Source organism: Marinobacterium marisflavi, assembly GCF_982447095.1.
Map to the genome: position 1 here is coordinate 924,416 of NZ_OZ457898.1, position 19,096 is coordinate 943,511.

At 54.0% G+C, this 19,096-nt stretch carries 23 protein-coding genes; 12 read left to right on the forward strand and 11 right to left on the reverse strand.

Going from position 1 to position 19,096, the window contains the following annotated elements; translation table 11 throughout:
• Positions 1-14 precede the first annotated feature (14 nt).
• Positions 15-440: a DNA polymerase III subunit chi gene (locus tag AC1WNR_RS04510; RefSeq protein WP_481643335.1), complete on the reverse strand. Its 426-nt coding sequence runs from the start codon at positions 438-440 to the stop codon at positions 15-17.
• Positions 441-1,937, reverse strand: a complete 1,497-nt coding sequence (locus tag AC1WNR_RS04515) for a leucyl aminopeptidase (protein ID WP_481643336.1) — start codon at positions 1,935-1,937, stop codon at positions 441-443. It abuts the gene before it with no gap.
• A gap of 151 nt (positions 1,938-2,088) precedes the next feature.
• On the opposite strand from AC1WNR_RS04515, the gene lptF reads away from it, so the two are divergent.
• Positions 2,089-3,198: an LPS export ABC transporter permease LptF gene (lptF, locus tag AC1WNR_RS04520; protein ID WP_481643337.1), complete on the forward strand. Its 1,110-nt coding sequence runs from the start codon at positions 2,089-2,091 to the stop codon at positions 3,196-3,198.
• Positions 3,198-4,271 carry an LPS export ABC transporter permease LptG gene (gene lptG / locus AC1WNR_RS04525; RefSeq protein WP_481643338.1) on the forward strand — a complete coding sequence of 358 codons (1,074 nt, stop codon included), beginning with the start codon at positions 3,198-3,200 and terminating at the stop codon, positions 4,269-4,271. The genes lptF and lptG overlap by 1 nt, the downstream gene beginning before the upstream one ends.
• Before the next feature lie 18 nt (positions 4,272-4,289).
• On the opposite strand, the gene AC1WNR_RS04530 is transcribed toward lptG, so the two are convergent.
• From AC1WNR_RS04530 to AC1WNR_RS04540, 3 genes are all read right to left on the reverse strand, one after another.
• Complete coding sequence (locus AC1WNR_RS04530; protein WP_481643339.1) at positions 4,290-4,751, reverse strand: RDD family protein; 462 nt, start codon at positions 4,749-4,751, stop codon at positions 4,290-4,292.
• A 141-nt stretch (positions 4,752-4,892) separates the two neighbouring features.
• Positions 4,893-6,092, reverse strand: coding sequence for a YeeE/YedE family protein (locus tag AC1WNR_RS04535; protein WP_481643340.1), 1,200 nt, complete (start codon positions 6,090-6,092; stop codon positions 4,893-4,895).
• Positions 6,093-6,228: 136 nt separating this feature from the next.
• The gene (locus AC1WNR_RS04540; protein ID WP_481643341.1) at positions 6,229-7,041 is read right to left on the reverse strand and encodes a tetratricopeptide repeat protein; all 813 of its coding nucleotides are present in this window, start codon (positions 7,039-7,041) and stop codon (positions 6,229-6,231) included.
• A 181-nt stretch (positions 7,042-7,222) separates the two neighbouring features.
• Here AC1WNR_RS04540 and AC1WNR_RS04545 point away from each other — a divergent pair, with 181 nt between their 5' ends.
• From AC1WNR_RS04545 to AC1WNR_RS04555, 3 genes are read left to right on the forward strand one after another with little or no spacing between them, the layout of a single operon-like run.
• On the forward strand, positions 7,223-7,546 hold the full coding sequence (locus tag AC1WNR_RS04545) for a phasin family protein (protein WP_481643342.1): 324 nt from the start codon (positions 7,223-7,225) through the stop codon (positions 7,544-7,546).
• A gap of 30 nt (positions 7,547-7,576) precedes the next feature.
• Complete coding sequence (locus AC1WNR_RS04550) at positions 7,577-8,095, forward strand: flavodoxin (RefSeq protein WP_481643343.1); 519 nt, start codon at positions 7,577-7,579, stop codon at positions 8,093-8,095.
• Positions 8,096-8,110: 15 nt separating this feature from the next.
• Positions 8,111-8,563, forward strand: coding sequence for a c-type cytochrome (locus AC1WNR_RS04555; protein WP_481643344.1), 453 nt, complete (start codon positions 8,111-8,113; stop codon positions 8,561-8,563).
• 21 nt (positions 8,564-8,584) lie between these two features.
• Here the strand turns inward: AC1WNR_RS04555 and AC1WNR_RS04560 are convergent, their stop codons facing one another.
• Together AC1WNR_RS04560 and nhaD are read right to left on the reverse strand one after the other, a co-directional pair.
• Positions 8,585-9,241, reverse strand: a complete 657-nt coding sequence (locus tag AC1WNR_RS04560; RefSeq protein ID WP_481643345.1) for a cytochrome b/b6 domain-containing protein — start codon at positions 9,239-9,241, stop codon at positions 8,585-8,587.
• Positions 9,241-10,647 (reverse strand): sodium:proton antiporter NhaD, encoded by a 1,407-nt coding sequence (gene nhaD, locus AC1WNR_RS04565; RefSeq protein ID WP_481643346.1) that lies wholly within the window; start codon positions 10,645-10,647, stop codon positions 9,241-9,243. Before nhaD ends, AC1WNR_RS04560 begins: the two co-directional genes overlap by 1 nt.
• 111 nt (positions 10,648-10,758) lie before the next feature.
• On the opposite strand from nhaD, the gene prfB reads away from it, so the two are divergent.
• From prfB to AC1WNR_RS04590, 5 genes are read left to right on the forward strand one after another with little or no spacing between them, the layout of a single operon-like run.
• A complete protein-coding gene (prfB, locus tag AC1WNR_RS04570) occupies positions 10,759-11,853 on the forward strand; it encodes a peptide chain release factor 2 (RefSeq protein WP_481643347.1) in 1,095 nt (364 codons plus the stop codon).
• A gap of 23 nt (positions 11,854-11,876) precedes the next feature.
• Positions 11,877-13,379 carry a lysine--tRNA ligase gene (gene lysS, locus AC1WNR_RS04575; protein WP_481643348.1) on the forward strand — a complete coding sequence of 501 codons (1,503 nt, stop codon included), beginning with the start codon at positions 11,877-11,879 and terminating at the stop codon, positions 13,377-13,379.
• Positions 13,380-13,413: 34 nt separating this feature from the next.
• Positions 13,414-13,842: a hypothetical protein gene (locus tag AC1WNR_RS04580; protein ID WP_481643349.1), complete on the forward strand. Its 429-nt coding sequence runs from the start codon at positions 13,414-13,416 to the stop codon at positions 13,840-13,842.
• Positions 13,843-13,870: 28 nt separating this feature from the next.
• Positions 13,871-14,560, forward strand: coding sequence for a uracil-DNA glycosylase (gene ung, locus AC1WNR_RS04585; RefSeq protein ID WP_481643350.1), 690 nt, complete (start codon positions 13,871-13,873; stop codon positions 14,558-14,560).
• Positions 14,561-14,571: 11 nt separating this feature from the next.
• Positions 14,572-15,243, forward strand: coding sequence for an alpha/beta hydrolase (locus AC1WNR_RS04590; RefSeq protein ID WP_481643351.1), 672 nt, complete (start codon positions 14,572-14,574; stop codon positions 15,241-15,243).
• A 1-nt stretch (position 15,244) separates the two neighbouring features.
• On the opposite strand, the gene AC1WNR_RS04595 is transcribed toward AC1WNR_RS04590, so the two are convergent.
• Entirely contained in the window at positions 15,245-15,613 is a 369-nt protein-coding gene (locus AC1WNR_RS04595; protein WP_481643352.1) for a hypothetical protein, read from the reverse strand.
• 75 nt (positions 15,614-15,688) lie between these two features.
• Complete coding sequence (locus AC1WNR_RS04600; RefSeq protein ID WP_481643353.1) at positions 15,689-16,036, reverse strand: hypothetical protein; 348 nt, start codon at positions 16,034-16,036, stop codon at positions 15,689-15,691.
• A 185-nt stretch (positions 16,037-16,221) separates the two neighbouring features.
• Between AC1WNR_RS04600 and AC1WNR_RS04605 the strand changes: the two genes are divergently transcribed.
• A complete protein-coding gene (locus AC1WNR_RS04605) occupies positions 16,222-16,473 on the forward strand; it encodes a hypothetical protein (protein ID WP_481643354.1) in 252 nt (83 codons plus the stop codon).
• Positions 16,451-17,134, forward strand: coding sequence for a hypothetical protein (locus AC1WNR_RS04610; RefSeq protein WP_481643355.1), 684 nt, complete (start codon positions 16,451-16,453; stop codon positions 17,132-17,134). Before AC1WNR_RS04605 ends, AC1WNR_RS04610 begins: the two co-directional genes overlap by 23 nt.
• Before the next feature lie 65 nt (positions 17,135-17,199).
• Here AC1WNR_RS04610 and ygfZ read toward each other — a convergent pair whose 3' ends face one another.
• Both ygfZ and asd read right to left on the reverse strand, forming a co-directional pair.
• Positions 17,200-18,168, reverse strand: coding sequence for a CAF17-like 4Fe-4S cluster assembly/insertion protein YgfZ (gene ygfZ, locus AC1WNR_RS04615; RefSeq protein ID WP_481643356.1), 969 nt, complete (start codon positions 18,166-18,168; stop codon positions 17,200-17,202).
• Positions 18,169-18,171: 3 nt separating this feature from the next.
• The gene (gene asd / locus AC1WNR_RS04620) at positions 18,172-19,062 is read right to left on the reverse strand and encodes an archaetidylserine decarboxylase (protein ID WP_481643357.1); all 891 of its coding nucleotides are present in this window, start codon (positions 19,060-19,062) and stop codon (positions 18,172-18,174) included.
• Between the last annotated feature and the right edge of the window lie 34 nt (positions 19,063-19,096).

A 19,096-nucleotide genomic window follows, 5' to 3' on the forward strand; every position in this document is an offset into this window, starting at 1 on the left:
TTTAGAGGTGCGACTTAGCTGGGCATTCTGTGGTTATGCACCTCCCAGCCGGCGTCTCTTCGTTGTTTGAAGCTCTCACGGCTAGCCGCAAGGATTTCAGGATCTTGAATCACGATCTCAGCAACGCGTTTAAAGCGAGTGGCCAACGCTGGCTGCGTGATCGCGAGATTGATCAGGAGATCCGCCTCGATATCAGCCTCGGCATCAGTACTCAGCGTTATCGGCGCTTTGAGCTCTTGTCCCAGTATAGTATGTGGCAGGAAAGCTTCCGGCTTAAATGACCAAAGTTTCTGATCTAATTGAGTTAGATCAGCTTCTGAGGGCAGATGGATGTGGATTGTCATCCGATCCTTGGTAAGTTTGTCACAGAGACGACAGACGAACAGCTCGCGGCTGTCGTAGTCGCTCTGTGGCAGAACGTAGTAGTCCGCGCGTGGCACTTAAGACTCTTTCTCTTCTGCAATATCAAGTAGGTATTGGCACAGCAGCGGTACACAGCGGCCGGTTGCACCTTTAGCTTTACCTGAGTTCCATGCAACACCTGCGATATCGAGGTGCGCCCAGGCAAACTTCTTAGCGAAGCGTGACAGGAAGCAGGCGGCAGTGATGGTGCCTGCGGGGCGGCCGCCAATATTGGCGATATCAGCGAAGTTTGAGTCCAGTTGCTGCTGGTACTCATCCCAGAGTGGTAGCTGCCATGCGCGGTCACCGGCGTACTGGCCAGCGTCCAGAATTTTGTCTGCGAGCTCCTGGTTGTTGGACATCAGGCCGGTTGCCTGGTTGCCCAGCGCGATGATACAAGCGCCTGTGAGGGTTGCGACATCGATAACGCTCTGTGGCTCGAAGCGCTCAACATAGGTGAGTGCGTCACACAGAACCAAGCGGCCCTCGGCATCGGTGTTCAGGATCTCAACCGTTTGACCCGATAGGGTGGTGACCACATCGCCAGGCTTGGTCGCGCGATCGCTTGGCATATTCTCCGCCGCTGCAACCAGAACTACCAGGTTGATGGGCAGTGCCATCTCGGCGATCGCTTCGATAGTACCGAGCACGCTGGCTGCGCCACACATATCGAACTTCATCTCGTCCATCTCTGCGCCCGGTTTGAGGCTGATGCCGCCGGTATCAAAGGTGATGCCTTTGCCGACCAGAGCGTGTGGCTTCTCGGACTCATCAGCGCCGGTGTATTTGAGAACCAGCAGGCGAGGGGGCACCGCGCTGCCTTTACCCACAGCCATCAGCGCACCCATACCCAGTTCGGTCATCTGGTTCTCATCGAGAACTTCGACGCTGATCGATTCAAATTCAGACGCCAGACTCTTAGCGTGCTCAGCAAGGTAGAGTGGGGTACAGATGTTGCCCGGCAGGTTGCCCAGTTCACGTGCACTGCTCACACCATTGGCGATAGCAACACCGTCCAGTAGCGCGCCCTCGGCCACCTCAACCTGCTCCTCTTGAGTCAGAATGTGGATATGCTCGAGTTTGATAGGTTCGGCTTTTTTGCTCTTAGTCGCGTCGTAGCTGTATAGCGCCGCTGAGCTCCACTCGGCGATATGACGGGTGTCGCGGTAGATGTCGTCGTCATCAGATGAGGCGCAATCAAGCGCAAAAACAACGGAGCTGACACCGAGTTTAGTAATGGCGCTGGTGGTGCTGGTGATCAGTGTCTGCTGTTTAGGCAGTGTACGCTCACCCGCTTTGCCTAGACCTAGGAGCATCACGCGCTTAGCTGCGACACCCGGTAGGGCACGTAACAGCTGAGACTCGCCGTTCTTACCACTAAAATCACCGGCATCAATCAGCGCTCGGATATAACCGTTGCTCGCTGCATCGATGGCATCAGCAGTTGGGGTAAATTCAGCATCGGCACCGACGCCGATTACCAGGCATTCAGTTTCAATCTCAGCAGGCGAAGCGGTGATAATTTCGAAGTCCATGAGGTTTCCTTAACGAGACTCTTAACAAGGGTCTTTTCAAGACGGCTAATCGGCGTCTTTACAAGACATGTGCATAGCTTTGCGTAATAATGCGGCAATCATAGGCCAACTGGTTTCAATGTAAACCATCAGCAGGGATAAGGACACCGGGTTGATTATCTTTCGATACCTCTCACGCGAAGTGCTGCAAACCGCGCTCGCCGTGACCAGTGTTCTGCTGTTGATTATCACAAGTACCCACCTAATCGGTTATCTCGCTGATGCCGCAGCCGGTGAAATTGCTACGTCGGTTGTGCTGCAACTGGTTTTCAATCGCATCCCGCTCTTTCTCGAACTGCTACTGCCCCTCGGACTGTTTCTGGGAATACTGATCTCTCATGGGCGACTCTATCTCGACTCTGAGATGGTGGTTTTGCAGGCCTGCGGCATGAGTAATTGGCGCCTGCTCGGCTATACCCTAGGTCCCGGCCTGTTGCTGGCGATCATTGTCGCCTTCGTCAGTCTCTATCTGACGCCCGCGGGCATGTTTAAAGCCAAGACGATTGTGGCGGAGCAGCAGAATCGTACCGAGCTGGATATGGTCATACCTGGAGCCTTCCAAACCTCCAAGTCAGGCCAGGTGACCTACGCCCGAGATATTGATGAACAGGGCCGTTTGGTTGATCTGTTCATTAATGGCCGCACGCGCACAGGCGAGCCCTTTGTGCTCAGCGCTCCAACCGGTGTACAGCGCTTCATAGATGGGCAGGGGCGGTTTCTTATCTTAGAGAACGGCTACCGCTACCAGGGGCAGCCAGGTGAAGAGGTTGTTGAGGAGCTCGGTTTTGGTGAATACGGTGTGCGGTTGCCAGATCCGCAGCTAAGTGCACCGATCCGCCATCTGGATGCAATTCCGACCACAGAGCTATTGAGTGCTACGGACGCACCGCGCGTCAGCCGCCTACATTGGCGCCTATCACTGCCGTTTCTCGCGATCGTCGTCGTGTTTTTAGCCGTGCCCTTGGCGAAAACCAGTCCGCGTCGCGGGCGCTATGCCAAGCTCATCCCCTCCATACTCATATACCAGCTCTATGTTGCGGCTCTCACCGGCGCGCGCTCTTCAGTGGAGCAGGGTGACTCGGGGCCCTGGATGATCTGGTTGGTACATCTTGTGGCACTGTTACTGGCTTTGAGCTTTACCCGTTTTGAGCGCCTTTGGGTACTAGTGCTGCGCTACATGCCGCGCCTGCCAAAGCTGCGATCTAAGGAGGCTGCGTCTTGATGTTGTTGTCGCGCCTTGACCGGTATGTAGCTAGCCATATCCTTGGCGCCTTCCTCGTCGTAATGCTCGTGCTGTTGGGGTTGATGGGTATCTCTATGGTGCTTGATGAGCTGGGTGATGTGAATGATCGCTATCCGCTCAGTGCAGCACTCTACTATGTGCTGCTGAGCCTCCCGGCGATGGCCTACCAACTGCTTCCATTGGGGGCGTTGACGGCGACGCTGGTTGGGTTGGGAATCTTGGCAAGTAGTTCGGAGCTAACGGTTATGCGCGCCTCGGGTCTGTCGTTGAACCGCCTTATTCTCACCGTGATTAAACCTGTTTTGCTCTTAGCTTCGGCTGCTCTGTTGTTAACGGAGTTTGCCGTGCCGGTGGCACAGCAGAGCGCTGAGGGCTTTAAAATTGAACGTCAGGGCGCGCGGGCTGCGGCAGAGCGTCAGGCAGGTGCCTGGTACCGTGAACGAGACGCCTTTATTCATGTCGATGCGATTTTGCCAAGCGGAGAGCTGATCGGTGTTATGCAGCACCGGTTTGATGCTGATAGTCGTCTACTGGAGCGTCTGAGTGCGAAGTCCGCGCAGTATGATGGTGCTAGTTGGACGCTTGCAGATGTACAGCGGGTCACCTTTGCCGATGATGGCTCTGCGATGAATATAGAGTCGCTGCCCGCGCTACACTGGAAGACGGAACTGACCCCTGAATTGCTCAGTGTGGTGCTGGTTGAGCCGCGTTACCTACCCGTTTCCGATCTAGGCGAGTACTCCAGTTATCTGCGTCAGCAGGGCGTAGACCCGAAACGCTACGACCTGGCCTACTGGAATAAGATGCTGCAGCCGCTGTCGATCATTGCGCTAGTACTCGTAGGCACTGCCTTTATCTTTGGACCGCTTCGCAGTGTGACTGTGGGACAGCGAATTTTGACCGGTGTTATCGTTGGGCTAGTATTTAAATTCAGCCAGGATCTGCTAGCGCCCGCGAGTCAGGTGCTGGGGTTTGCCGCCTTTTGGGCTGCGCTCATACCTATACTGGTGAGTCTCGCCTTCGCTCTGTATATGCTCGCCCGAGTTCGTTAGATGATCTGATGTAGATCGCTACTTGCGCTTGGGTTTTGGTGTTCTGACGACGACTGAGTTTGACCAGCGATCGTGCCAGGCGAGTTTCTCATCACTCAAAAGGATGAAGAAAAAGCCGAGACCAAAGCAGAGCAGTGAGAAGGCGCCGCCGAAGAAGCGGATGAGCGCCTGGGTCCAGCTCAGTTTGCGTCCGTCATGATTCTGTACGCGCAGGTGCCAGGCGAGCATGCCGAGCGTGCGTCCCGCTTTGGTCCAGCAGTAGCCGAAGAAGAGGAAGTTGATGCACAGTAGTGCCGACTGAAGTGCCGCCTTGCCCAGCGGTGTATCAATCGCCTCACCACCGTTGAGTCCAACCGCGATCAGTACCACCACCATTGAGATAGCAACAACTAGAAGCGTATCGTAGACGATCGCCAGCAAGCGTCGGATGAGTGTTGCAGGCTTTACTTCAGACAGATCTGCAGTGAAATCACGTGGCATATAAGGCTCCTCAAGTGCGGCGCTAGTTTACCAGAGTCCTGACTAAACAACAGAGCGCCAAGGCGTCCTGAACAGGCAGAAAAAAGCCCGCTGGTGCGGGCTCAAAGGTTAGCAATGGAACAGTTACGAGGATGGTACGATTTAGGATTGGCCGAACAGCGGGCGTAGTTTGGTGCCCAGGTAGCTGCCAGCGAAGGCGCAGGCAATCCACAACCAGCCATGCAAGCTGCCAGAGACTACGCCGCCGATAAAGGCACCGATGTTACAGCCGAAGGCGATCGTGGCGCCGTAGCCCAGCATTACACCGCCCAAAAGCCCGCCAACCAGCTGACGGAAGGTCAATTTAAGGTTTAGCACCAGACGTCCCGCGAGCGCTGCCGCTACCAAGGCACCGATAACTACGCCAATGTTCATCAGTGAACCCGCATCGGCGAGTACCGAGTCCATCAAGGCGGTATCGCGGCCAGGCTGCATCCAGTAGGTTGTGAAATCGAGCTCTAGATCAAGCGCAAACATTTCAGCCACTTTGGCGCCCCAGAGTGGGTAGGCCAGTGCCACTGACCAGGGACGTCCGATCATGGCGAGGGTGACGAAATTAAGCAGGGCTAAACCGACCGCACCCCATATCATAGGCCAAGGACCCTGAACGAGACGTGCTAACAGAGGTGCATTGGTATCACTACTGAATTTTGCGCTGCCCTTGAATGAGCGTGTGGCTAGGTAGATCGCGCCGAACACCGCTAGGTTTGCCGCGATCGCAGGAACCACGCCCAGAAGCTCTATAATGTTGACCGGTGCGAGCTGCGGTAGGCTGGTCCACCACTCGTAGTCCAAGGTGGCCCAGAGCGCACCGCCGGCAAACCCTGCAATTACGGGTATCGCCCTGATTTGACCACCGCCGAGGTGGTACAGGTTGCCCGAACCACAGCCGTTCGCAATCTGCATCCCAAAACCGAAAATAAATGCTCCGAAAATAACCGACAGGCCAAGCGGGCGGACGAAGCCGCTGACGGAATTGCCGAAAAGTTCACCGGAGGCGAAGACAGGGAAAAACAGCAGTACGCTCAAAGAGAGCAATACAAGCTGTGCACGCAAGCCAGTGGCATCGCGATCGACTACAAGCCGGCGCCATGCCGTAGAGAAACCGAATGAGGCATGATAGAGACAGAGTCCGAGGCCCATACCCAGAAGCAAGAGTTGCGCCTCAAAGCTGCTCTGTTCAGACCAGACATAATAGAGAGATGCTGTAGCCAGCAGAGCCGCGAGGGCGAGCCAGGCACTCTTACCGGCGGAATAGGACAGGCCAACTACAGACTGATTAGAATTAGATGCTGCGCTCATTCGAATCTCCAATTTGAATCAGCGCAGTTTAGGTAAAGCGATTAAAAGTATCCAAGAATGAATCAGAACACTTTAATTTCTTTTGGTTATTAAAATTTTCTGATATAGATCTAGTGGTGCTATATGAGGTCGGTTATCACTTAAACGGGGTTACATAAGTTGCAACAAACTCAGCGGCTAGCGATTCAGCTTCTGAGCGGCCGGTATCATCCAGCTTCATCAGGAGGCGCTGCTTGATCACACCAGCAGTCTGGTTGCCGCGTTCAGAGGCAGCGTTCATCCAGGCGTAGGCGAGCTGGTCAGGATCAGTCTGTTTCTCATTGCCATTCTTCGTTGCGTAGAGTGTGCCAAGGAAGAACATAGAGTCGGCGTAACCCTGTGCAGCGGCTTCACGGTAAAGGACTTCAGCTTGCTGGTAGTCAATCTCAGTACCTGTACCAAAATTGTATGCGCGAGCAAGATTGTGCACGGCTGCTAGCAGACCTTGTTTCGCAGCTTTGCTGTACCAATCGAAAGCGTTCTCGAGGTTGCGTTCAACACCCTGTCCATACTCATACATCTCGCCGATACGGTTCTGTGCTCGGGCCTGCCCGCCCTCTGCATCCGCTAGCAGGCTATCAAACTCTACTTTGTACTCTTCATTTTTGATGGCACGAAGCGCATTTACAGATTCGAGGTGACCTTGGCGAGCCGCAGATTCGAACAGTCTCATCGCTTCGACTTTGTCTGCTGTTTTCCCCAGTCCGTCCCGAGTCAACACGCCAAGAAGGTAGAGTGCTTCGGCATCACCATCGCGCACCAGTGGTTTAAGCTCTTCTAGCGCTGCGCTGTAGTTCTTTTGCTCAACTGCGCGCTCAGCTGCGAGGATCGAAGCGGCCTGCGCATTGAAGCTCAGTGCTATAAGTGTGGCTGCGACAAGGGGGCCAAATTGTTTCACTAGACCGTTCAACGGAGAGTCTCCTGTACAAAACTGCTCAAAAATTGGGCGCTATTCTAGCGGCTAACGCTGATGAACGGCAGTGCGAAATCGCAATTTGTACCCAGGACCAGGCTGAAACTGATCTAGCGCAGCTGTTTTTTTTCGGGTGGCTCAAGCTAAACTGAGATTGAAATCGTAAATGGAGAACACCATGTTTCAGAATCTTGATGAGATGATGCAGGGCTCGCTAGCGCCGTATAAGAAGATGATCGAAGTGCAGACAGAGATGCTCGAGCGACTCTCTCAGCAACAGATCGAGTGTACTCAAGCTTGTATGCAAGCGACTATTCAGCAAGCGATGGAGCTGCAGAAAGTTACTAACCCGCAAGAGCTGACGCAACTACAGCTCGAGTACACCAAAAAGTTGGAAGAGATGGTGAACCACGCCAGTCAGCAGAACATGAGATCGCTGCAGCAGGCGCAGCAAGCGATTCAGGAGCTGACGCTCAAGGCGATGAATCCGTCCAACCAGTGATGAACAGCTAAGAGTGTAGAGACAGAGCTTGTGGGAAAGGGAGTTCCGCTGCTTTATGGCAGCACAACTGGGAATACTGCGGGCGTTGCTGAGCGTATCGCCGAGCGGTGGACTGGCAGCGAACCGATTGAGCTAATCGATATTGGGGTCGACGGCGTAACTCCGGTTATAGAGTACGAGACCCTGATCATCGGCGCGCCCACCTGGGACTTTGGCGAGCTACAGCAGGACTGGGCTGACGAGTGGGAGAGTTTTTGCCAACTCGACCTCAGCGGTATGCGTGTTGCGCTTTTCGGTGTCGGCGATCAGCTGGGTTACCCAGAGTGGTTCCAGGATTCGCTGGGGTTGATTGCCAACCAGGTCCGCAAGGCGGGTGGTGTGTTGGTAGCGCCTTGGCCGAATCAAGGATACAAGTTCGAGGCCTCACTGGCGCTGATGGAAGGTGAAGATCAGTTTGTTGGTCTAGCCTTAGATGAGGATAGCCAAGCTTGGGCCACGGATGAGCGACTCGAAGTATGGCTCAAACAGGTTCAATTGGAATTCAGTTAACCGAACGAGGTGTCTATGAAATCTAAACTTCTTGCAGGTGTTCTCAGTGCCACAATTATTGGGGCTTCAATGAGTGCTCCGGTTTATGCGGACAAAGCTGAGGATGCGATCAAATATCGTCAGGGTGTCTTTACTGCCTTTCGTTGGCACTTTGGTGCGATGGGCGCAATGGTGCGTGGCAAGGTAGATTACAACGCAGAGCAGTTTGCGCATCATGCGACGCAACTCGCCGCGCTAACTCGTATGCCGCGCGAAGGCTTTATTGAGGGCTCGGATTTTGGTGATACAGCCGCCAAAGGTGAGCTGTGGGAGAACCTTGACGACGTCAACGCACGCTTTGATAAGCTGATCAGCGATGCAGATGCACTGTTGGCTGTCAGCGGCGGTTCGCTCGACGCTGTGCGTCCCGCTTTTGGTGCCGTGGCTAAGAACTGTAAAGGGTGCCACGACAACTACAAAGAGGAGTAATCCCCGAATAAGGCTCTTGAGCTAGATGCTGAAGAGCCAGAGCGACAGACCGACGCCGGCTGCGAGCGCTATCAAGAGTGCAAGCGTCGGCGTTTTTAGTTCCGGCGTCTGCGCTTGCGTGTCGACTGGTTTTGGTTTGCGGCCATGCAGCATCGCTTGAATCAGGGGCTCTTTTTTGAATTTCTGATGGAACAGCACGCCCGCTAAGTGAACGCAAACGGCTGCGACGAGTAGGTTGAACAGGGTTTCATGAATCTCAGTAATCGCCAGTGAGGTGTCGTAACTGACAAGCGATGCCAGAGGTCCTTCGATAAAGATATCGTCGTTGCTGAACAGCCCCGTTAGTACTTGGGCTGAGACCAGTGCTATCAATCCAATAACGCCCAGTGCTCCCAGAGGGTTGTGGCTAAGGTATTCGTTGGAATCTTTGCCTTTGATATAACGCTGTACCTGCCTGGGTGTCTTAACAAAGGCGCTGAATCTGGCGCTCCAGCTGCCCCAGAACCCCCAAATCAGTCGAAAGATAATCAATCCCGCGGTGATAAAACCCGCTTGGGTGTGCCAGATCATCCAGTTGCCACCGAGCTCGGCGGAGAGCCAGCTAAACAGGATCAAGCCCACCAGTAACCAGTGAAATAGGCGAACCCAGATATCCCAAACTTTCACTTCTGATCGCATCAACTTACTCCTAGCGAACGCGCAACAATGATCTGTATGCCTGAGCTTAGCAGATAGCCCAAAAGAATCGCCCAGCTCCACTTCAGATGGCTGCGGAAGGTATAGATTCCTGAGGCTTGTCCCATTAAGGCCACGCCAGCCGCCGAGCCGATCGCCAGCAGTGAGCCGCCTGTGCCGATGACCAAGGTTAGCAGCAGCCACTCCGCCAGCGGCATGGTCTGATCCATCGATAGAACGGCGTACATGATCGGAATATTGTCGACTAGCGAGGAGGCGAGGCCGAGGCTCAGGTTGGCCCAGGTTGAACCTAAGTGGCCATATAGCCCGGTAGAGACAAGCTGTAGATAACCGAGCGTAGCCAGTCCGCCGACACAGAGCACAACGCCATAGAAAAACATCAGCGTATCCCAGCTGGCGCGCTCAACGACACGAAAGATATCGAATCGGCGAACGACTTGAACATGATCACCTTTGGTCTCTCGTGTGTTGGCGAGGGTATCGGCGTGGTGCTGGCGCAGCTCCATTTCGCGCAGCATGGGATCGTGACGACTGAGGTAGAAGCCATAGAGTTTCAGCACACCAAGTCCCGTCATCATCCCGAGAACCGGGGGGAGGCCAAGCTGGGTGTGTACGACCACAGAGAGCGCGGCGGTGGCAACAAATAGTCCGGTGACGATCAGTGCACCCTGTTTCATCCGTTGGCGCAGATGCGCTGCTTGTGGCGGCCCATCCGGTACCTTGAGGCTGATAATAAGGGCTGGCACCAACCAGTTGCTCAGTGCCGCGGGCAGTAGATAGATGAAATCCGAAAAGTTCAGGTGTCCCGCCTGCCATACCATCAACGAAGTGATATCGCCGAAGGGTGAGAAGACGCCCCCGGCGTTGGCAGCAACCACGACATTGAGACAGCCAAGGGCGACAAACTCGGGTGTGCGGCCACCCACGGCCATCACCACTGAACCCATCAGCAGTGCTGCCGAGAGGTTATCGACGACGGGCGAGAGAATGAATGTGGCTGACCCGGTTACCCAAAACACTTTGCGCAGCGAGAAGTCGCGGGCTATCAGCCAAGAGCGCAGCGCGAGGAAGAGGTGGCGCTCTTCCATCATGTGGACGAAGGTCATTGCCGAGAGCAAAAAGAGAAATAGTTCGGCGTATTCGAGAATCGCTTCACGCAGGGCTAGCCCGGCAGTTTCGTGGTCGCCAGTGGATGCGTAGGCGATGCCAACAAGGATCCAAATAAACCCAGCACCCACCATGACCGGTTTGGATTTGCTCAGATGAATACGATCTTCGGCAATGACAAAAAAGTAGCTAATGGCAAAGATCGCCAGCGCAAGTAGGCCGTAACCCGAGGTGGTGAAATCGATCAATGTCTCTGTCTCGCAGCCCGTATCTGATCTCACGCTAGCTCAATGTTGGGTGCAGTGCAATAAAGTTGGTTGGCGCATTCAATCTGCAGCCCGAATCCTGTAATATATGCCGCCATTTTGATAGACCGGAAATCTAAGCGTCCTATGGAAATCAATCCGATTCTAAACCGCCTGAAAGACTTTGCTGAACGCACCGAGTTGCTGCGCGGTTATCTCGAATACGACGTCACTGCTGAACGCCTTGAAGAGGTGGAGCGCGAACTGGAAGATCCAACTGTTTGGAACGATCCTGCCAATGCGCAGAAGCTCGGTAAAGAGCGCTCAGCACTGGAGATGATCGTTAAGAGCATCGATGAACTCACCTCCGGTGTCGAGGATTGTCGCGAACTGCTAGATATGGCAGTGGAAGAGGATGACGAGGATACCCTACATGAGGTTGAAATCGAGGTGGATCGCCTCGGTGAGATCCTCGCTAAGCTCGAGTTCCGTCGTATGTTCTCTGGCGAAGCCGATGCAAATAACGCCTTTGTCGATATTCAGTCGGGTTCCGGCGGCACTGAGGCTCAGGATTGGGCCAACATGACGTTACGCATGTTCTTGCGTTGGGGTGAGTCCAAAGGATTCAAAACTGAGCTGCTGGAAGTCTCTGCAGGTGAGGTAGCCGGTATCAAGTCGGCCACTATTCGGTTTGAGGGTGAGTACGCCTTCGGCTGGCTGCGCACTGAGACGGGCGTGCATCGTCTGGTCCGTAAGTCTCCGTTCGACTCTGGCGGTCGTCGTCACACCTCTTTCTGTTCAGTGTTTGTCTCGCCAGAGATTGATGACAACGTTGAGATCGAGATTAATCCAGCCGACCTCCGTGTCGATGTATACCGAGCTTCCGGTGCCGGTGGTCAGCACGTTAACCGTACTGAGTCAGCGGTGCGTATCACGCATGAGCCCTCGGGTATTGTGGTTCAGAGTCAGGCTGCTCGTTCGCAGCACCAGAACCGCGACACCTGTATGAAGCAGCTGCGTGCCAAGCTCTATGAGATGGAGATGCTCAAGCGTCGTGAAGCAGCGCAAGAGGTTGAGGACACCAAGGCCGATATCGGTTGGGGTAGTCAGATCCGCTCGTACGTGCTCGATGACCAGCGTATTAAGGATCTGCGTACCGGTGTGCAAACCTCCAACTGTGATCGCGTACTCGACGGCGATCTCGACATGTTTATCGAAGCTAGCCTCAAAGCTGGCCTCTAAATTTTTAATCAGGATAGAACTCGATGTCTGATAACACTGCGCCGCAAGATGAGAACCGTTTGATTGCAGAGCGCCGCGAAAAGCTGGCAGCACTGCGTGAAGCGGGCAACGCATTTCCCAACAAATTCCGCCGCGATAGCTACGCGCAGGATTTGCAGGATGCGCATGCTGACAAGTCTAAGGAAGAGCTGGAAGCGGCCAACATTCGCGTATCCATCGCTGGTCGTGTGATGCTGAACCGAGGTGCCTTTATGGTGCTGCAGGATATGAGCGGTCGTATTCAGGCGTACGTTAACAAGGATGCACGTCCGTTCGCTAAGCAGTTGGATCTGGGCGACATCATTGGTATTACCGGTGCTGTGCATAAGTCAGGCAAGGGCGACCTCTACGTTGATATGGAAGAGTTCGAACTGCTGACCAAGAGTCTGCGTCCGCTGCCGGATAAGCATAAAGGCTTGCAGGATACTGAGATCCGTTACCGGCAGCGCTACGTCGACCTGATCACTAATCAGCCGTCGCGCGAGGTGTTCGAGAAGCGTTTCCAGATCATTGCGGCAATCCGTAACTACCTAGCAGAGAAGCGTTTCCTCGAAGTTGAAACGCCAATGCTGCAGGCGATTCCGGGCGGTGCGACGGCGCGTCCCTTCGTGACTCACCACAACGCGCTGGATATCGAGATGTACCTGCGTATAGCACCAGAGCTCTACCTTAAGCGTCTGGTTGTGGGTGGTTTTGAGCGCGTCTTCGAGATCAACCGTAATTTCCGTAACGAAGGTCTGTCGACGCGTCACAACCCTGAGTTCACTATGATCGAGTTCTACCAGGCCTACGCTGATTACAAGGACCTGATGGACTTGACTGAGGATATGCTGCGCACTGTGGCGCAGCAGGTGCTGGGCACGACCACTATCGTTAATACTGTGCGCAACGAAGAGGGCGAGGTGCTGGAGAGCTTTGAATACGATCTCTCTAAGCCATTCCAGCGTATGTCAGTGTTCGATGCGATTCTGCACTTTAATCCTGATATTACCGCTGAAGCGCTGTCGAACGAACACGCTGCACGTCAGATCGCAGAGCGTCTGGATATCGGTGTTAAAGATGGTTGGGGACTGGGTAAGATTCAGATCGAGATCTTCGAAGAGACTGCTGAGCACCGTCTGCAGCAGCCAACCTTCATCACTGAGTACCCGACTGAGGTCTCGCCACTGGCGCGTCGCAGCGATGACAATCCGTTTGTTACCGACCGTTTCGAGTTCTTCGTCGGTGGTCGCGAGCTGGCAAACGGCTTCTCCGAGCTTAACGATGCTGAGGATCAGGCTGAGCGCTTCCGCAAACAGGTGGAGGAGAAAGATGCTGGTGATGATGAAGCGATGCACTACGATGCCGACTTCGTTAACGCTCTGGAGTATGGCCTGCCGCCAACAGCGGGTGAGGGCATCGGTATCGACCGTCTGGTGATGCTGTTTACCGATTCACCGTCGATCCGTGACGTTATCCTCTTCCCGGCGATGCGCCCACGCGTATAAGGCTGGCCCAGAGCGACTATTAAGGAGCGCGTTTGTGAACACTTGGTTTTTTCCGATTGAGAAACGAGAGTTCGCAGGCAAGCGCCACCTGATGATAAGCCTGCGCACACTGCACCTAATGGGTGTCAGTGGCTATGCAGGCTTTTTTCTTTTTGGCTTAGCGAGTGAGCAGTGGCTGCATCTTGGGCTGCTAGCGCTGGTGAGTGGCGTGCTAATGCTGCTGCTAGAGATCTGGGCGGACGGTATCTTTCTGCTGCAGATGCGTGGCTTGGCTGTGCTGTTGAAGTTAGCGATCTTTGGCTGGATTCTGTTCGACCCGAACTGGCGAGTTGAGGGCTTCTTTACCATGATCCTGCTTGCCGGTTACTTCTCACATGCGCCGGCCAAGGTCCGATATTACCTGCCGTTTAGCAGGGTGAATGCGAGTAGTTCTGCGAAATATAGAGAGCTCAGTGGGCTGTGAGCGGCGCACGCGCAGGAGGGTTCGAGATATGGCACTAGAAAAAGCCCCAAGCTGGGCAGCGCATCTTCAGAGTGAGTTCGATCAGCCGTACATGCAGGCGCTTAAAGCGTTTTTGGCTGAACGCAAAGCCGAGCAGGTGAAAATCTATCCGCACTCGTCAAACTGGTTTCATGCGCTAGATGCGACGCCGCTGGATCAGGTGCGTGTTGTTATTTTGGGGCAGGATCCTTACCACCAGCCCGGTCAGGCACATGGGCTGAGTTTCTCGGTGATGCCCGGGGTCAAGATCCCGCCGTCGCTACGTAATATCTACAAAGAGCTCGAGTCCGATTTAGGTATCAAGGCGCCTGGCCACGGTTACCTAGAGAGCTGGGCGAAGCAGGGTGTACTGCTACTCAATGCGGTTCTTACTGTTGAAGATAGCAGCGCCAATGCACATCAGGGCAAGGGTTGGGAGGCGTTCACCGATCGTATTATCGAGCTGGTGAACCAGTACTCTGCGGGCGCTGTGTTTGTGCTCTGGGGTAGCTATGCTCAGAAGAAGGGGGCTAAGGTCGATACCAACCGCCATCTTGTGATCAACTCGCCACATCCGTCGCCGCTCTCAGCACATCGCGGATTCTTTGGCAGCCGGCCTTTCTCTCAGGCAAATAGCTGGCTTGAAGCACAAGGGCGCGGAACAATTGACTGGCAGTTGCCACCCGAGAAAGGGTTTTAAGAGTAGAGCTTATGAATCTGTTACCCCATGAAGTCGTTGATACAGGCCCCAACCCCAACCCCAACCCTAGCTATAGCGTAATCTGGATGCATGGCTTGGGTGCTTCTGGCCATGATTTTGTACCGATCGTACCAGAGCTAAAACTGCCTGTTAGCTGCGACGTTCGCTTTATCTTTCCGCACGCGCCCGAGCGTCCGGTGACAGTCAATGGCGGCTACATCATGCCCTCTTGGTACGATATCTTCAGCATGGAGTTGGAACGCGAAATTGATGAAGAGCAGATTCTTGCTTCGGCAGCTGCGGTGCATCGATTTATTGACGCTGAGATTGAGCGCGGTGTTGCCAGTGAAAATATTGTGCTGGCAGGATTCTCTCAGGGTGGAGCGGTCGCCTATCAAGCGGCGCTGACCTACCCGAAGCCTTTGGGTGGATTGATGGCGATGTCGACCTACTTCGCAACGCCTGAGCTGTGTAAGCAGACTGAGGTGAATGCCCAGCTACCCATTCTGATCCAACACGGCACTGCCGATTCGGTTGTGCCCGAGTCTCTCGGGCGTCAGGCGCAGGGAAGATTAGAGGCTGGTGGTTGGAGCTCGGAATACAGAACCTACCCAATGGATCACGAAGTCTGCATGCCTCAAATTATGGATATTAGCCGTTGGCTGCAGCAGCGAATGACTTGATTTACTCGGTTTCGCAATCCTCGTTGCCGTACTCCTGTAAGCATTGGTTGGCGGCACACTGACGTGCGAACAGAGAGCGTGCATCGCGATGGAGATCACGCTCAACTTCACAGGCATAGGTCTCGGTCACCGTTTCATAGAGCGGGCCGCAGACAGTACGTTCACTGTTCGCCTCATAGGTTGTTACGCACTCAACCTTTCCGGTATCAACCTCCACCTCTCGCGAACACTCGGATTGCATTAGTTCGATACGAGCAGGGTAGCGGTCGTAGGCTTCAATGGAGCACTGATCGTAGGTGCGGCGATACTCCGCTGTGGCACAGGCTGTCAGGGTTAGGGTGAGTGCGATCAGTAAACTCTGTTTCTGCATCTTTGGCTCGGATCTGGTGAGTTGAAGTTGGGCGCCCCGCTGAGTCTTAGGGCGCCGGTATTATTCTAGTTTATATCAGTGCTGCCAGTAACGACGGCGCTCAAATCTACCGCGGTCGTGCCATTGATCAGCGTGCCAATGTTTGCGGTGCCAGCCATCGCGTTTCCAATGACGCGGTGGTTGGTTGTAGTAGTGGGGTGCGGCCTTGTGCTTGTAGTAGGGTTTAGGCGTCTTGTGGTGTGCTGGCGGTTTTGAATAGACCTTTACTTCATCGGCGTTAGTCAGTGCCGTGATGAGTGCGGCAGCTGTGGCGCCAACAATGATCCCGGTAATTACTTTGTCGCTCTTGTTAGAGGGGCCTGCAATTACCGGCGTTGCAATAATCGAGCTGCTCAGTAGCAGAGTTAGGGCTAGATTTTTCATCGGTTGAACTCCTTCTGTTGCGTTCAACCTCAGAATGGTTTTAGTCAGAAAGTTATTCAAAAACAGTAGGTTGTTATCAGATAACGCGAGCTATCTAGCGCTTTGTTATTGCATAACAGAGGTGCGAATGCTTTATTGAAAAGATGAAAGTATCAAAGTTTTTACCCCTGCTGGGGTTGGTGTTTATGTTTACAGTGGCAGAGGTCTCTGCCGCTGACTGCCTCTTCGCGTACAAGGCCAAACGCGATAATCCGTTGCAGCTGCACTACGGTGTAATAGCTATCCAAGGTGAGTGCAGTGCCTCTGCGGCAAAACAAGAGGCGAGCGCTCGCCTCGCCGCTAACGGTTGGTCGCTGTTGCTGCTACTGGAGCGGGTCGATAGTCGTAAACTGAATCAGTACAAGGAGACGGCCGGTGACTATTTCCTCCGTTACTAAGCCGCTGGTTCTGATTAAACGGCTGGCGCTGCTATTAGTCGCTTTGGTTATTGGGCTGTTTGTTTGGGTGCTGCTGCGTCTACCTGATCCGCAAGTATTTAATGCCAACGTTGAACGGATCTTCGTCGAGACAGATCTGAGCTCTCAGGCCGAGATTAAACTGCTTGAAGTGCTTGCTGCATCCGGTTCGCTGTTTGAAGAGTCGATGGGCCTCTACACACAGATCATTACCGCACTGCTTATACTCTGTTTTGCGCTGCTTCTCGTCGCCTTGGGCCTACTGATTCTCAATCTGGATCTTCGAGCGCGCAATCGTGAGGCACAGGCGCGAACTCTCAGTGTTAACCAGATTCGACTCAATCGTGCTGAGAGCTTTGTGCAGATCAACGATCAGCGATTCAAACTGACCGCTTCTAATCTAGAAACCTTAGCTGTGTTGTTGGAGGCGCGTCTGGATGATGAGTATCTGAGTGGTGCCTCGCTCGAAGCAATTGTATCAGGTAAAACCGAATCTCAGTGCGAAGAGGCTGCTGGGGCGGTCCGGATTAAGCGCTTACGTGACCAGCTGGGAAACCAACTGGTGAGCGAACTGCTGCTACGTCATGTGTCAGGGCGGGGATATACGCTGGATGTACCCGCTGGACGGGTGGAGATCGGGTAGGAGCGAGCGTCGACTGCGATTCTACGTGGTCGCCGCTCCGCCGGGGAGGCTCCTACAGCTGCGGTCTAGCGCTTTTTCTCGAAAAGCATAGGGTCAAGCTCATACGGGAGGCCACTGAAGCTCAGCTCTGTGCCAGAGGCTAGTTTGAGCGTTTCGCCGGCATCAATCTGCGCTTGCTGTACGACTGCCAGTAGGTGAGTCTCTGACTCAGTAGATGCGGCGAGTACAACTTCACCGACAGAGGCGCCGTCGCTATTCACTAGCTCGCTACCGGGCTCTACATCCTCAACCACTGCCGCGCTAAAACGGTACATCGCTTTCTTCAGAATGCCGCGGTGCTGCAGGCGTGTAACGATCTCTTGCCCTGTGTAGCAGCCCTTATTAAAGCTGACACCCTCCACAGCCTGAAGGTTGGTCATCTGCGGAATGAAGTGCTCTTGTGTTTCGGCGCGTAAATCGACTAATCCGCGCTCAATGTTAGCCAGATTCCAGTGTGACTCCGGGGTTCCTTTTAGCTTTCCTGCTTCCAGACAAGTTAACAAAATGTTGTCCTCAGCCCAGATTTCGTAGAGTGCTTCGTCGTAGACCGCAACCACGCCATCATCTTTAACATTGAGCGGTTTGTGATCGGGGTTAATCTCGAAGCCTACACAGAGCTTGCGGCTGTTAGTTGCATCAACCGCGACGCCGCTAAGCTCATCTGCAAATCTCAAGGTGACTTTCGAGAAGATACTGTACTTTTTCAGATTGTCGAGGGCGCTCTGTGCAATCGATTCGTGCACCCGCAACCAGATCTTTTGGGGATCCAGGTAGAAGAGGCGAAACAGGCTGATCATATGGCCTTTGATATTGCAGTGTGAGCCAGGGATGTGGCCCACCTCAGCGAGCTTGCGCATATCGCAGCTCAACTGGCCCTGCAGAAACTTTTCAGAGTCGACGCCGCTGACCTCAATAATACGGTAGCTGCTCAGTGCGGTGCAGAGTGGCGCGTTGCTGTCGAGATGTTGAGCGAGTCTGTCGTAGCTCTGGTTCAAGATTTAAGCCTCTTCGCTGTTGTCGCTGCTTTCTAAAAGTTGAGTAAATTCGCCAATCACTTCGCCCAGGCGAACGGGAGTACCGGCTCGGAGCGAGTCGATCCACTCTACCGCCTGATCCGGGAAAAGGAGAATCACGGTTGAGCCCAATTTAAACCGACCCATCTCTGCACCCTGTTCCAGTATAAGAGCTGTGTCGGCATCAGTGCTGAAGATCTTACGTGCGCTCTTCGGTGGTGGAGCAACCTGCCCGCTCCATACAGTTTCAATACCCGCCACGATCATGGCACCCACCAGAATCATCGCCATTGGGCCATGTTCGGTCTCGAATATCGATACCAGTCGCTCATTGCGTGCAAATAGAGAGTCGACGTTTTCGGCTGTGGTCTGATTAACCGAGTAGAGGTCACCCGGTACGTAGATTGACTCCTTCAGAACCGCACCCGCCGGCATATGCACACGGTGGTAGTCCTTAGGTGACAGATAGATAGTTGCGAAGCGACCGCCGATAAAGGGCTCCGCGCGTTTCTCGTCGCCTCCGACTAGAGCGGTTAACGAGTAGCCGCGACCTTTGGCCTGAAGAATCCGCCCATGCTCGATATTGCCGATCTCGGAGATAGCGCCATCAGCCGGAGAGATCAGTAGATTCTCGTCGATTGTGATCTTGCGGGCGCCCTCTTTGAGTTCGCGCGTAAAGAAGGCGTTGAAGTTCTCGTAGGCTTCAGGTTCTGGATTTTTCGCTTCACCCATATCCACATTGAAATGAGCAATAAAACGTTTAATTAGCCAGTTCTTTAGCCAGGGTTGAGTGCACTCAGCCAGCAGACCGACAAGGCGTGAGAGTAGGTGTTGGGGTACGATCTGCTGAAACAGAATAAACAGCGTAGTTTTCAACCTGGGCTCCTTGCAGCGGTGGTCAATCGTTTGG

Coding starts and splice junctions, on each gene's coding strand:
- AC1WNR_RS04515 (WP_481643336.1), bottom strand. CDS start 1,937: ATGGACTTCGAAATTATCACCGCTTCGCCTGCTGAGATTGAAACTGAA.
- lptG (WP_481643338.1), top strand. CDS start 3,198: ATGTTGTTGTCGCGCCTTGACCGGTATGTAGCTAGCCATATCCTTGGC.
- AC1WNR_RS04530 (WP_481643339.1), bottom strand. CDS start 4,751: ATGCCACGTGATTTCACTGCAGATCTGTCTGAAGTAAAGCCTGCAACA.
- AC1WNR_RS04535 (WP_481643340.1), bottom strand. CDS start 6,092: ATGAGCGCAGCATCTAATTCTAATCAGTCTGTAGTTGGCCTGTCCTAT.
- AC1WNR_RS04545 (WP_481643342.1), top strand. CDS start 7,223: ATGTTTCAGAATCTTGATGAGATGATGCAGGGCTCGCTAGCGCCGTAT.
- AC1WNR_RS04555 (WP_481643344.1), top strand. CDS start 8,111: ATGAAATCTAAACTTCTTGCAGGTGTTCTCAGTGCCACAATTATTGGG.
- AC1WNR_RS04560 (WP_481643345.1), bottom strand. CDS start 9,241: ATGCGATCAGAAGTGAAAGTTTGGGATATCTGGGTTCGCCTATTTCAC.
- prfB (WP_481643347.1), top strand. CDS start 10,759: ATGGAAATCAATCCGATTCTAAACCGCCTGAAAGACTTTGCTGAACGC.
- lysS (WP_481643348.1), top strand. CDS start 11,877: ATGTCTGATAACACTGCGCCGCAAGATGAGAACCGTTTGATTGCAGAG.
- ung (WP_481643350.1), top strand. CDS start 13,871: ATGGCACTAGAAAAAGCCCCAAGCTGGGCAGCGCATCTTCAGAGTGAG.
- AC1WNR_RS04590 (WP_481643351.1), top strand. CDS start 14,572: ATGAATCTGTTACCCCATGAAGTCGTTGATACAGGCCCCAACCCCAAC.
- AC1WNR_RS04595 (WP_481643352.1), bottom strand. CDS start 15,613: ATGCAGAAACAGAGTTTACTGATCGCACTCACCCTAACCCTGACAGCC.
- AC1WNR_RS04600 (WP_481643353.1), bottom strand. CDS start 16,036: ATGAAAAATCTAGCCCTAACTCTGCTACTGAGCAGCTCGATTATTGCA.
- AC1WNR_RS04605 (WP_481643354.1), top strand. CDS start 16,222: ATGTTTACAGTGGCAGAGGTCTCTGCCGCTGACTGCCTCTTCGCGTAC.